The organism is Promicromonospora sp. NPDC019610, from assembly GCF_044389365.1.
In the GTDB taxonomy this organism is placed as follows: domain Bacteria; phylum Actinomycetota; class Actinomycetes; order Actinomycetales; family Cellulomonadaceae; genus Promicromonospora.
On sequence record NZ_JBIRXX010000002.1, the window covers coordinates 273,828 to 286,596 of the forward strand.

Sequence of the window (12,769 nt, forward strand, 5' to 3'; positions counted from 1 at the left end):
CAGAGCATGCCCCGTTGGGAACTTCGAATGAGTGACGAGGTAACCATGAGGACGATTGCACTTGCTGTTGCTCTGGCAGCGTCAGTTGCCGGCTGCACCGCCGGGAACACTTCTCCGTCTGTTTCAAGCAGCGCTGAAGTGCTTGTTCACGACCTCGGCCAAGCTTCATGCGAGGGCACCGGGGCGGTATGGACCGGAAGCGAAAGCGGCTGCCTGGATCCTCGGGAAGTCGAGGGCTGGAAGACATCGGGCTGCGGTGACCAGGACTACGCGACCTGCAGGGAACTGGGTTTCCACGACTTCTGGGAGCTGAACGACGAGAACGGCAACCCCAAGGCCAATGAAGACGAATCGACTGACAGTTGGCTCGCCGACAAGATCAGCAGAGACGCGACGCGAACCGAGTTGGACGACGGCTCAACGCCGCTCGGGTCAGCTGCGGACACTCCATCGAGCGAGGGGATCGGGGAAGCGGTGGTGTCGACGTGGTCGTGCTGGTACTCGGCTACTGACAACTATGACTGGCACGACGACGTGGTCTGCAGCAACGGAACCGAGTCTGAACGCCCCTACCTTCGCGGATGGGACGACTTCGTGACTGAAGCCGAGATCATGGAGTCGGCGCGTGACCACCAGATCCAACTCAACGGAGGGTGACGGCAGTCAAGCCGGTGGACCCGTGCAAGGCGCTGGTCCTCGGCTCCAGTGGCTGCGCTGTAGCGTGAGATTCGGTATTTGTACAGGTGAGAGCCGGAGGCATACGTGGTCAAGGCGGCGGAGACGAACCTCGCTGGAGTCCTGGAGGGCAAGAAGCAGTACCAGGTGCCGCTGTACCAGCGCTCCTACTCGTGGGGGAAGAAGCAGCTCGACCAGATGTGGGACGACGTCGTCGAGCTGGCCCAGACGCGTCGCGAGGAGCCCAGTGCGACGCATTTCATCGGCTCGCTCGTCCTGGCCACGAGCCCGGACTTCTCCGTCGTCGGCGTGTCCAAGCTGCTGGTCGTCGACGGTCAGCAGCGGTTGACGACGTTGACCCTCCTCCTCGCGGCGCTGCGGGACCATCTCTTCGAGACCGGGGACCCGGAGCGCGCCGAGGGCATCCATGCCCAGTACCTCGTGAACGTGTATGACAAGGGCAAGCCCACCAAGGTGCTCCCGACGCAGGCTGACCGGTCGGCGTACTTGGCCGTGGTGCGCTCTGCCCCAGATGCTGGCGGTAGTGACACGGTCGGTGAGGCGTACAACCACTTCCGCTCGAAGATCGCCGCTGCCGACGATCCTGACGACCCACACGACCTTGAAGAGATCGAGAACGCAGTTGTCCGCGGCCTCGCGATCGTCGTCGTGACCGCCGAGCCTGGCGACAACGCGCATCGCATCTTCGAGTCGCTCAACAACACCGGATTGCAGCTCAACCAGTCTGATCTGCTCAAGAACTACCTGTTCATGCGCCTCGGCGAGCGCGCGGACGTCGTCTACGACAGCATGTGGCTGCCGTTGGAGAAGAAGCTCAGCGCGGACAACCTCGAACTGCTGTTCTGGCTGGACCTGGTCCAGACCGATGAGCGCGTCAAGCAGTCCGACACCTACGTCGGCCAGCAGAAGCGCCTGGAGAAGCTCGCGTCGCCCGCCGAGATCGAGGTCGAGGTGGTGCGCATCTCCAAGTTGGGCGATGTGCTGGCGACGATCCTGGATCCGCAGCGCGAACCGGATGGCGAGATCCGACAGCGGCTCACGCGGATCAAGGCATGGGGTTCGACGACGGCATACCCGCTGGTGATGCGCATCCTCGACCGGCGAGCCGCGGGAACCGCCACCGCAGAGCAGACCGCCAACGCGTTCACGTACCTGGAGTCCTACTTCGTACGTCGCATCGTGATCGGACGCGCGACAGCCGGCCTCAACAGGACGCTGCTGCAGGCGGTCGGCGCGATCACGGACGCCGAGCAGGTCGACGTCGCCTTGTGCGACTTCCTGTCGCGCGGACGCAAGTACTTCGCCACCGACAAGCAGGTTCAGGACGCCGTCGGGACAGTCCCGTTCTACTGGCAGGGCCGCGCAGCGCAGAAGAAGCTCATCCTGCAGTGGCTGGAGGAGTCGTACGGCTCGAAGGAAGCAATCGACCCCAAGAACCTGACGATCGAGCACGTCCTGCCCCAAACTCTGACCGAGGCTGTGCGCGAGAAATTCGCAGCGGACCTGCCTGAAGGCGCGAACGTCACCTACGAGCACGAGCGGATCGTGCACACGCTCGGCAACCTGACCCTCAGCGGGTACAACTCCGAGCTGAGCAACAAGGGCTTCGACGAGAAGCGGCCGATGCTCGCGTCCAGCGGCCTGCGGATGAACCAGGAGATCGCCGAGCACGAATCGTGGGGCCCCGAGCAGATCGCAGCCCGTGGTGCTGGCCTCGCCGACAAGATCATCGCCCTGTGGCCGGGACCGGACGAGAGCGTCGTCGGTACGGCCACCGAAGAACCATCGGCGATGCGGAGCCTGGTCGCATCCATCGTCGCCGAGATCCCCGCCGGGCGGTGGACGTCCTACGGCGAAGTTGCGTTGGTCGCCGGCTCGTACCCTCAACCGGTCGCGGCAGTCATCACCAGCAACCAGATGCAGGGTGCGTGGCGCGTGCTGCAGACGGGCGGGAAGATCTCACCCGGGTTCCGCTGGACTGACCCTGCCAGGACCGAAGACCCTCGTGCATACCTGGAGTCCGAGGGTATGAAGTTCGATGATGACGACCACGCTCAGCCCGACCAGTTCATCGATGCCCAGGAGCTCGCAACGCTCGTCGGTCTGGACGTCAACGACGACGGTCCTGCCTGGCGGACAGGTGGATCGAGACCTCTCCTTGCGCAGCGGAAGGAGTTCTTCCAGACCGTCCGGGACCTGGGCGAGGCTACCTCGACGACGATCGCCTCCTGGCCGAACGCCTCGACGCAATACGCACTCGACGTCAGTCTGGGACTCCCAGGCGTCTTGATCGTCCTGTCACTCGCGTCCCGCGAGCCCGCCGCGGTCTTTTGCGCTTTCTACATCCGCAACGACAAGGCCCTCTTCGCTCACCTCCTCGCCCACCGTGAGGAGATAGAGACCGCCGTCGGCGCCAGGCTCGATTGGCGCGACGTCCCCGAGAACAAGTCGAGCCAGGTCATCCTCCGTAAGGACGGCGACTGGCGCGACGACGCGCAGGCACGCCCGCTCGCGCAGTGGCTGGTTAGCACCGCCGACAAGTTCGCTGAGGTCTTCCCGACGTACCTGTGAGTGGGGCCGCGCGACGGGTACCTTCGGTGGGTTGAATCACTTGGACACATCAACAGCTCATCGAAATCAACGTCTGTGGATGTCGGTTTGCGAGTAAACCGAAAGCCTCTGATCAGCCAGCGCGCCGGCCTCACATCGCTCCGCCGCGTCGGTCTTTCGGGTCGCGCAAATCGTAGGCAATTACCAGCCCGTGCTGCTCGCCGAGCAGGGTCCCGATCAGTTTCGTCATCGCGTCTGTGTCGTTGCCTGCGGTGCCGATCCATCCGTTCTTCAGGAGTTGGATGAACAAGTCGTTGCTCAGATGCTTTGGCGCGTTGCGTCGGCCGATTGCGGTTCCATCCTGAGGGCCGAGGTGCTCGTCGGAACTCAGCATGGACTCGAAGAGACGGAGCGGGAAATACATGCCATCGGCGAGTCGGTAGTTCTCGTGCCGTGTGACCTGCGGGTCAACCACTTTGATGAAGAACGGCTCAGGTGTGATCCGGTAGTCGTCGACCGTATGGAGCCACTCGGGATCCGTTGGCACGATGTTGCGCATTCGCATGATCTGCTTTCGCAGTTGCGCGTCTGGCCGATAGACGTCGCCTCGGGGTTCGCTCTTCATCCGCTTGTATTGGATGAGCACGAAACCAGGCTGGTGCTGCCTGAAGTAGATGAGGTCGGTGCCTGTTACATTCTCCAGCTTTGTCTTGTCGGCGTAGGCGATTGAGACCCGTTCCTTGCCGGACTCGGGGTCGGCAAAGGTCATCCAGGCCATGTGATCTTTGGGATGATTGCGCAAGACCCAGTCGGGCATCCGCGACCAATCATGCCGGATGATGGCCGCTTCGTCGGGTGGGTGCGTGCGCATGTCATTTATAAAGGGCAGTAGGTTAGGGCCGTCGTCATGCTCTGTCCTCGGCAGCGCCTTTGCACTGTTTAGCGTGACCGACTCCAGTGCGAGAGCGATCGCGTCACGCTGCTCGGCGCGGCTACGAGTAGCGTCCGACTCGACCCGCGGGATCTCCTCGATGAGACCGTGTAGCTCCTCGAGGAGGACCAGATGGAGCGCATCACGGCTGAGCTCCTCTTTAACCTCATGTGTCTCTCGGCGGTCCAAGAGGCGTCCACGCTGCAGTGCCTCGGCGATGTCGGCCCGGAACGGCTCCCGTAGGCGCGACAGAAATCGGTTGGCTGGAATCGGAGGGTCTAAGCGCCGTAAATGAGCGAGACCCGCCATGTGGTCAGCGTCGCCGGATGCGCTCTGATACCCCGCGAGGCACAGGCCGATGAGGCGACCGTCGTGGATAAGGATGCAGATGCGTCGCCGTCGCTTGTTAGGGAAGCGGTCCCGGTCGATGTTGATCCTCGTGGTCTGGTCAGAGTTCGTGCTTAGGCGATACTCAAGTAGACGCCAGTCCTGTTCCTTGACGATTACGACAACGAACGCGTTGTCCCGCTCCTTTGCCACGTCCCACCTCTGCTCCGCCGGATCCACGGGCAGGTTATAGGGGCCAGATGAGCGAGTCGAGATGTACGCGCTGAAACTTCGGCAACGGCTCATGTCTCGAGCCTTCGACCTGCCCTGCGGTGGCCAGATCTGCGGCCACGGCGGCCAGCTCCTCGACTACGCTACCCACGCCTATCGTCGGGACGATGGCCGGAGCCTCACTATGTTGCTCGCCTCCGGCAAGGGTGACGGCTACATCTCGTTCGCAGCCGCCACCGGCGCGGCGTGCTGCCTGACCTGACGAGCAGCTAGGTCAGCCCTCCGGATCGGCCAGTACCACAACGCCAGGAACCGCCTCCACCAACGGAACCGTCCGCTGAGCAGCACCGCTCATGTGGATCCGCGGGTGCGCGGGCAGCTCCGACTCGTAGTACGTCCCCGGCCGTAGCGCCGTCCGCAACGAACCACGATCCCGCCCGCATCCAGCCCAACGGCCTCGTGCCACTTCACAGCGTCGCCCCGTCCAGGCGGTCGATTGCGCCAGCACCTGCGCTTCATCCGCCTCCAACGGTGCCGTGAGCAGATTGGCCGTCCCCTCGGTCCGCATCCGCGAGTTCGCGTCAGCGCGCGCCGGGATGTCTCCGGCGTCGTTAGGCAGATCCGTGAGTTAGTGCATCACCAAGTTAGGCCGGGATTCGACGACGGCGGCAGTGGGCGCATCGACGTCGTACACGTCCACGACGATCGGAGTGCCGCCGGCCATCTCGATCATGCCTGTGTGCTCGGGGGAGCGTGCGGTCCCCGTAGCGTCATGGTCGGCAGCGACGAGCAGCGGCAGCAGTGAGGACCAGATCACGCCGGTCGCCCCGGAAAGGAAGTCGCGCACCCGATGACCCTGCCGGGGTGGACCGGACCACGTGTTTGGTTTCGTGCGACTGTGCTATGACAGGTCTGCCAGGTCGGATAAGGCCTGCGAAAGGGAAACAGTTGGAGCTCGTGTCCAGCACGCGTCAACGTAATTCGATGCGGATGTTGCCGCTCATCGGATATCCTCACCCCATGATCTTCGAGTCTGGCGCTGAAAATGGTTTGTTGCCAATCACAGAGGGTGTCGTCGGGTCGGATACGCATGAACTCGATAATGATCCCGAAGATTTCGCTGATGATTATGTTGGCTGGGGTGGGAGTGACCGCGTCGAATGGATCCGGTTCCGCGCGAGGTTCTCGGCTGCCGTATTTGCCTATCGCGCGATATCTGAAATTGCGATCGAACGGGTAAACATGCTGCAGGAGGAGACTAGCAACCACGATTTGCATCAAGAGTGGGGCTGCGAGATCGAGGATGTTTTGTACGAGAGCAAGGGGTTCTACGAGGATTCTGCTCGGATTACCGGTGCGGCGGCTCTTGTATCAGTGACGGCGGCGTTGGAGCTGCTGCTCGTGGAACTCGGTCCGAATCAATCGGGTGCGGAGGCTTCACGGCGACCAGTGGGTGGATTCTCTGGCAAACTGAAGCGACTGCTGATCTCGCTGGGTTGCAGTGATCTTGAATTGGCTGCAGTGCGTCAGATGATGGTGCCTATCTTGGATCTAAGAAACGCGCTGGCGCATAGTCTTGACGGCTCGGACTGGGCGTCAGAGGAAGAGAAGCCGGACTTGACTCCGGCCGGTATGGATCTAGGTTTTCGGAACGTGGGTAAACTGGCCGAAGAGATTATTGTCCTCGTCGAGGGCAAGGCTTCTCGACGGTGATCGCTGCCATGTTTGAACCGATGGCTTTGCAGGAACCGCCATCTGTCTCTATGGCTCCAACCACCGCAGGATCGCCAGCACCCGCCGGTTGTACCCGTCTGCCGCCACCAGCTCGAGCTTGTCGAAGATCGCGTTCGAGTGCTTCTCCACCGCCGACGTCGAGATGAACAGCGCCCGGGCGATGCCCGCGTTGGTGCGCCCCTCGGCCATCAGCGCCAGCACCTCCCGCTCCCGCTCGCTCAGGAACCCGAGCGGGTGCGACGTGTCCCGGAACAGCTGTCCCACCACCTCGGGGTCCAGCACCAGGCCCCCGGCCCGCACCCGGTCGAGGGCCTCCAGGAAGTCGTCCACGCCCATCACCCGGTCCTTGAGCAGGTAGCCGACGGCGCGCGCCTCGTCGCCCAGCAGCACCTGCGTGAACTGCCGCTCGACGTACTGCGACAGCACGAGGATGCCGACCTCCGGCCAGCGTTCCCGGATCCGCACCGCTGCCCGCACGCCCTCGTCGGTGTGGGTCGGCGGCATGCGGACGTCCAGCACGACGACGTCCGGCCGCTCGGCTTCGAGCCGGTTCAGCAGCCCCTCGGCGGAGCCGTACGCCGCGACGACGTCGTGCCCCTCGTCCGTCAACAGGCTGCGGATACCTTCGCGCAGCAGGGCGGAGTCCTCGGCCAGCATCACGCGCACGGCAGCGTCACCTCGATCCGCGTGGGGCCGCCGGTCGGGCTCTCGATGGTCAGCGCGCCACCCGCGGCGGCCGTGCGGCCGGCCAGGCCCGCGAGCCCGTGACCGGGCCGAAGTACGGCGCCGCCCGCGCCGTCGTCGCTGATCACCACACACACGTCGCCGCTGTCCGGGTTCTTGTCGTCGGCGAGCCGCACCGCCACCCGGGTCCCCTGGGCGCCCGAGTGCTTCGCCACGTTCGTAAGCGCCTCCGCCACCACGTAGTACACGGTCGTCTCGACCGCGGGCGGCAGCCGCCCCGGGACCGCCCAGTCCAGCACGGTCGGCACCGCGGCGTGCGACACGAGCTGTCGCAGCACCGGCTCCAGCCCGTGTGTGTCCAGCGTGCTGGGCCGCACCCGCCAGGCGACGTCGCGGAGGTCCGTCACGAGCTGTTCCGCCTCGCGCGCCGCCTGCTCCAGCAGCAGGGAGCCCGCCGAGCCGGGGTCGGCCAGCCGCCGTACCCGGTTGACCAGCAGACCGAGGGCGACGGCCCGCTGCTGCACGCCGTCGTGCAGGTCCCGCTCGATGCGGCCGCGTTCCGCGTCGAGCGCCGACAGCAGCTCCGTGCGACTGACCGTCAGCTCCTCGACCTGCGCCTCCAGGCGTTCGCTGCGGCTCGGCGACAACCACCGGGCAGCGGTCCACCGGTCCAGCAGACCCACCCCGAACAGCCCCATGAGGTCCAGGTACAGCAGGATCGCGCCGATCGGCACCAGCACGACCACGTCCCACGTCGACAGGCCGTCGCCCTGGACGGCGGCGTCCACGGTGAGGCGCACGTCGAACAGCCAGGACGCCAGGCTCACGACCACCCCGAACACGCCGTACACCAGCAGCCCCAGCACCAGGAGGCTCAGCGAGCCCATGCCGACGCGCAGCGCGAGATACGCGGCGGCGCGCGGGGAGGTGAGCGGGACACCGGCGTCGGACCAGTCGAGGAACCGGACCGCCCGCCGGCGGTGCCACGTGACCACGGCACGAACCGGCCCGAGCGGCTCCGGACCGCCTGCCGTCAGGACCGCCAGCACGCCGCAGAACAGGTCGACCGGCCAGGTGACGGCGCCGAGAGCAGCACCCCACACCACCCGTACGGGGGAGCTGCGCGGAGCGGCGGGGGCTGGGTTCACCTCGTCAGGATAGGGACGACGGCGGCCGGGCGGACTGCGGAAAACCACACGTCACCTGCGGCATACCCGCACGCCGTGACGGACTACCGCAGTCCGCCGACCCTCCCGGGCCGAATAGCGTAGGGGCATGACGACACAAAGCTTCGCCACGACCGTCGCCGACTGGGCCGTCGGGCTCATGGAGACCCTCGGCGCACCGGGCGCAGGCGTAGCGATCGCCCTCGAGAACCTGTTCCCGCCCCTTCCGAGCGAGGTGATCCTGCCGCTGGCAGGCTTTACAGCAGCGCAGGGCACCCTCGTGCTGTGGCAGGTGCTCGTCTGGACGACGGCGGGCTCCGTGGTCGGCGCGGTCCTCCTGTACGGGCTCGGCGCGTGGCTCGGGCGGGACCGCCTGCGCAACATCGTGGACCGGATGCCGCTGGTGAAGCTGGAGGACGTCGACAAGGCGGAGGCCTGGTTCAACCGGCACGGCGACTGGGCGGTGCTCATCGGGCGGGTGATCCCGATCGTGCGCAGCCTCATCTCCATCCCTGCCGGTGTGGAGCGCATGCCGCTGACGCGCTTCCTGCTCTTCACCACCCTCGGCTCGGGCGTCTGGAACACCTTGCTGGTCGGCGCCGGCTACCTCCTGGGGGACCAGTGGCACATCGTCGAGGAGAGCGTCGGCGTGTTCCAGAAGGTCGTCATCGTCGTGGCCGTCCTGCTGATCGTGTGGTGGCTGGTCAAGACACTGCGCAACCCCGACCGGCCGCGCCATGCCCGCCAGCGCTGATCGGGCATGATGCAACCGTGACTGACGACCGCACCGCCCAGACCCTCCGCTCCATCGCCCCCTACCTCGCCGACTGGGCCCCGTTCCAGGCGGCGTACCACGGCATCCCCGGCCTGCAGCTCGCCGTCGGACGCCGCGGCGAGACGTTCGTCGACCTCGCCTGGGGCAAGGCCGACGTCGAGACGGGAGAGGACCTGACCAGCGACCACCTGTTCCGTGTCGCGTCCCACTCCAAGACGTTCACCGGCGTCATGGTGATGCAGCTCGTGGAGGGCGGCGAGCTGCGGCTCGACGACCGGGTGGGCGACCTCGTGCCGGAGCTGGACGGCTCGCGCGCCGCCGGCGTCACCGTCCGGGAGCTGCTCGGTCACCAGGCCGGGATCATCCGAGACTCCTCCGACGGCGACTTCTGGCAGCACCACCGGCCCTTCCTCGACCGCGCCGAGGTGCTGGAGTGCGTCCGCGCCGAGGGTGTCGTGTTCGAGCCCAACGAGCACTTCAAGTACACGAACATCGGGTACAGCCTGCTCGGCATCATCATCGAGCAGGTCACCGGCAAGACGTACGACGAGGTGGCCCGGGTCGCCGTCATCGAACCGCTGGGCCTGACGCACACCGGGACCGAGCTGGACCCCGCCCGCGCCACCGAGTACGCCGCCGGCCACACCGGGCGGATCGCCCACGGCGACGAGCGCCGAGTCATCCCGCACGTCGACACCCGGGCGATGGCCGCGGCGACCGGCTGGTACTCCACGGCGCGGGAGATGGTCCGTTACGGCGCCGCGCACGTGTACGGCGACACCACCCTCATCAGCGACGCCAGCAAGCGCATCATGCAGCGCGACGAGTCCCGGGTCGCGGTGCGCGGCAAGGAGCTCGGGCGCTACGGCGTCGGCATCGAGGTCGGCAAGGTCGGGGACCGCGAGGTCGTCGGGCACTCCGGCGGCTACCCCGGCCACATCACCCGCACCTGGATCGACCCCGTGGACGGGATCGTGGTCTCCGCCCTGACCAACGCCGTCGACGGCGCCGCCGGGCAGATCGCCAACGGCGTCATCCAGCTGATCAACCTGGCGCTCGCGGCGGCGGACGAGGTGGCGGCCGCCAGAGTCCTCGCGGGTGCCTCCGGCAAGGGTGGCGACCCGGCGCCGGGCGTGCCGGCCGACGCGCCCGTCGGCCGGTTCGCCAACCTGTGGGGCGTGGCCGACATCGTGGACCTCGGCGGGATCCTGCACGCGATCAACGTGCGCGCCGCCGAGCCCGCCGAGGTCGCGCAGCGGCTCGTCGTGTCCGACGGCCGGCTGGTGCAGGAGCCCGTGGCCGGGTTCGGCACGGTGGGCGAGCCGGTCCAGACCGAGCGCGACGCCGCCGGCGAGATCGTCTCGGTGCGCATCGGCGCGATGACGTCCTGGCCGATCGAGCACTACCGGAGCCGCACGGCCGGGTAGTCACGGTCGCGGCGGCCACGGCGGCCTACGCGTCGAGGTGGTCGCGCACCAGGAGCTCCAGCACCCGCATGAAGCGCTGCGCGCGGGCACGGCCCAGGACGAACGGATTCTTCGTCCCGGCCGTCCCGTCGCGCAGCGCCCGCAGGCGGGCCAGGCCGTGATCGGTCTGGGCGTGGTTGTTCAGCTCGACGTCCACGCCGGAGCGGCGCGTCAGGGCGGCGTAGTCGATCACGGACCGCAGGTAGTCGCGCTTGCCCGACGTCGGTTCTGGCAGCCCGGTGCCGCCCCAGAGCATCGCTGTGTGCCGTCGCCCGTGCCACCACACGGGGAACACCGGCGAGACGGTGCCGGGGGTGTGGCCGGGCGTGTACGGGAGGCGCATGGTCGTGCCGCCCAGCGCGAGCCGTTGCCCGTCGGAGATCTCCAGGTCACGTTCGGGCACGTCGGGTGAGTCGTCCGCGGCCGCGAGATCCCAGTCGGCGGGGCTCATCAGCACGCGGGCGCCGTACCGGTCCGCGAGGTACTGGGCCCCGCCGAAGTGGTCGGCGTGTCCGTGGGCCACCACGACGTACCGGATGCGCGCCGGGTCCACGCCCAGCGCGCGCAGCTCGGGGACCAGGATCTCGGCGGCCTGGTCCCGGGACTCCAGCGCGTCGATCAGGATCACGCCGTCGGAGGTCTCTACGGCCGTCGCCGACACGAAGTCCGTACCGACCACCGTGACGTTGTCGAAGATCCGCGTGGGCTCCGGGTCGGGGGCTGGCGGCGGCAGCCAGCCCGGCGTGAACGCGGCGATCAGGGCGAGCAGCACGGGGTCGTCGCCTGCGATCCGCTCGGCCCGCTCTCGGTAGTCCGCCGGCCCCCGAGGCTCCGTCGTGGCGGACGGCGACGCCTCGTCGCCCCCCGCGCTCTCGGCCGGTGCGGCCGGTGCGGCCGCCGACGCCCGAGTGCCCTCGGAGGCCCCACTCCCTGCCGACACCCCACTCCCTCCTGACACCGCCGCCCCCCGCGCGCATCCCACGAGTGGGACGAACGCCGCGGCGAGCACGGCACGACGGGACAGCTCGGCATGTCGCAGCAGGTCCATGGGCCGATCGTACGAACGGACCCGTCGCCTCGCCGGTCGCAGGTCCCGCCGGCCACAGGGCTCGGCGACCCGCGCCTCCGGGTGCCGGCCCCCGCGTCGCGGTAGCGTTGTCAGGTGACTTTCAGCGAGGGCGGGCAGTTCGAGGGTGGCCGGGTCCGCAAGGGCGGAGGACGTCGGGGCGCCGTGGGCGCGGGAGTCGGCGGCGGTGCGGCACTCGTCATCGCACTCCTGTACATGGTGCTGACCGGCAACAGCCCGGCCGACATCCTCGGGGCCACCACCGACAGCGGTGGTGGCGGCGAGCAGCAGTACATCGGCACGTGCACCGCCGAGCAGGCGAACGTCGACCAGGAGTGCCGGCTCAGCGCCGCCGTCGACTCGCTGGACGTCTACTGGGCCGAGACGCTCCCGGAGCAGGGCGGCGTCGAGTACGAGCTGCCCGAGGTCGTCAGCTTCAACGGTGCGGTCGACACCGGCTGCGGTTCCGCGACGTCGGCCACCGGGCCGTTCTACTGCCCGGCCGACACGACCGTGTACGAGGATCTCTCGTTCTACGACCAGCTCTCCAGCCAGTTCGGCGCCGAGGGCGGGCCGCTGGCGGAGATGTACGTGACGGCGCACGAGTTCGGGCACCACATCGAGAACCAGCTCGGGCTGTTCGCGCGGGCCGACCGGTCGGGCACCGGCCCCGAGTCGGACTCGGTGCGCATCGAGCTCATGGCGGACTGCCTCGCCGGCATGTGGGCCGGGAACGCCGCGACCACGAAGGACCCGGACACGGGCGTGCCGTTCCTCCAGCCCATCTCGCAGGCACAGCTGGAGCAGGCGCTGTCCGCCGCCGCGGCCGTGGGCGACGACAACATCCAGCGTCGCTCCGGCGGCGACGTGCACCCCGAGGCGTTCTCGCACGGCTCCAGCGAGCAGCGCGTGCGGTGGTTCTCGATCGGCTACGACGGCGGCACCATCCAGGACTGCAACGCCCTGGACGCCCGCACCCTCTGACGTTACGGTGGGCGGCATGCACCTCAGCGCACGCACGACGACGCCGGACCACTCCGGCGCGCGCTGACCTGCACTCAGCACCCAGGCCCCGGAGCTCGCTCCGGGGCCTTTGTCGTGCACGACGCCGGTACCGGGGCGACTCCTCCATCGAAGGAGCAC

At 67.5% G+C, this 12,769-nt stretch carries 12 protein-coding genes; 7 read left to right on the top strand and 5 right to left on the bottom strand.

The features are described from left to right. The first annotated feature begins 45 nt into the window (after window positions 1-45). Window positions 46-657, top strand: coding sequence for a hypothetical protein (locus ACH45N_RS12815; RefSeq protein WP_397394330.1), 612 nt, complete (start codon window positions 46-48; stop codon window positions 655-657). A 105-nt stretch (window positions 658-762) separates the two neighbouring features. Next, window positions 763-3,267: a DUF4268 domain-containing protein gene (locus ACH45N_RS12820; RefSeq protein ID WP_397394332.1), complete on the top strand. Its 2,505-nt coding sequence runs from the start codon at window positions 763-765 to the stop codon at window positions 3,265-3,267. A gap of 130 nt (window positions 3,268-3,397) precedes the next feature. On the opposite strand, the gene ACH45N_RS12825 is transcribed toward ACH45N_RS12820, so the two are convergent. After that, window positions 3,398-4,744: a hypothetical protein gene (locus ACH45N_RS12825; protein WP_397394334.1), complete on the bottom strand. Its 1,347-nt coding sequence runs from the start codon at window positions 4,742-4,744 to the stop codon at window positions 3,398-3,400. Between the two features lie 34 nt (window positions 4,745-4,778). On the opposite strand from ACH45N_RS12825, the gene ACH45N_RS12830 reads away from it, so the two are divergent. Then, window positions 4,779-4,997: a hypothetical protein gene (locus tag ACH45N_RS12830; RefSeq protein ID WP_397394336.1), complete on the top strand. Its 219-nt coding sequence runs from the start codon at window positions 4,779-4,781 to the stop codon at window positions 4,995-4,997. Window positions 4,998-5,363: 366 nt separating this feature from the next. On the opposite strand, the gene ACH45N_RS12835 is transcribed toward ACH45N_RS12830, so the two are convergent. Next, window positions 5,364-5,582: a hypothetical protein gene (locus ACH45N_RS12835; RefSeq protein WP_397394338.1), complete on the bottom strand. Its 219-nt coding sequence runs from the start codon at window positions 5,580-5,582 to the stop codon at window positions 5,364-5,366. A 173-nt stretch (window positions 5,583-5,755) separates the two neighbouring features. Here ACH45N_RS12835 and ACH45N_RS12840 point away from each other — a divergent pair, with 173 nt between their 5' ends. After that, window positions 5,756-6,448, top strand: a complete 693-nt coding sequence (locus ACH45N_RS12840) for a hypothetical protein (RefSeq protein WP_397394340.1) — start codon at window positions 5,756-5,758, stop codon at window positions 6,446-6,448. Window positions 6,449-6,496: 48 nt separating this feature from the next. On the opposite strand, the gene ACH45N_RS12845 is transcribed toward ACH45N_RS12840, so the two are convergent. Both ACH45N_RS12845 and ACH45N_RS12850 read right to left on the bottom strand, forming a co-directional pair. After that, on the bottom strand, window positions 6,497-7,135 hold the full coding sequence (locus tag ACH45N_RS12845) for a response regulator (protein ID WP_397394342.1): 639 nt from the start codon (window positions 7,133-7,135) through the stop codon (window positions 6,497-6,499). Next, complete coding sequence (locus ACH45N_RS12850) at window positions 7,126-8,301, bottom strand: sensor histidine kinase (RefSeq protein ID WP_397394344.1); 1,176 nt, start codon at window positions 8,299-8,301, stop codon at window positions 7,126-7,128. Before ACH45N_RS12850 ends, ACH45N_RS12845 begins: the two co-directional genes overlap by 10 nt. 127 nt (window positions 8,302-8,428) lie before the next feature. On the opposite strand from ACH45N_RS12850, the gene ACH45N_RS12855 reads away from it, so the two are divergent. Together ACH45N_RS12855 and ACH45N_RS12860 are read left to right on the top strand one after the other, a co-directional pair. After that, on the top strand, window positions 8,429-9,073 hold the full coding sequence (locus ACH45N_RS12855) for a DedA family protein (protein ID WP_397394346.1): 645 nt from the start codon (window positions 8,429-8,431) through the stop codon (window positions 9,071-9,073). Between the two features lie 17 nt (window positions 9,074-9,090). Then, complete coding sequence (locus tag ACH45N_RS12860) at window positions 9,091-10,521, top strand: serine hydrolase domain-containing protein (RefSeq protein ID WP_397394351.1); 1,431 nt, start codon at window positions 9,091-9,093, stop codon at window positions 10,519-10,521. A gap of 25 nt (window positions 10,522-10,546) precedes the next feature. On the opposite strand, the gene ACH45N_RS12865 is transcribed toward ACH45N_RS12860, so the two are convergent. Then, window positions 10,547-11,608: an MBL fold metallo-hydrolase gene (locus ACH45N_RS12865; RefSeq protein ID WP_397394353.1), complete on the bottom strand. Its 1,062-nt coding sequence runs from the start codon at window positions 11,606-11,608 to the stop codon at window positions 10,547-10,549. Window positions 11,609-11,722: 114 nt separating this feature from the next. Between ACH45N_RS12865 and ACH45N_RS12870 the strand changes: the two genes are divergently transcribed. Next, on the top strand, window positions 11,723-12,610 hold the full coding sequence (locus tag ACH45N_RS12870; protein ID WP_397394355.1) for a neutral zinc metallopeptidase: 888 nt from the start codon (window positions 11,723-11,725) through the stop codon (window positions 12,608-12,610). The last annotated feature ends 159 nt before the right edge of the window (window positions 12,611-12,769 follow it).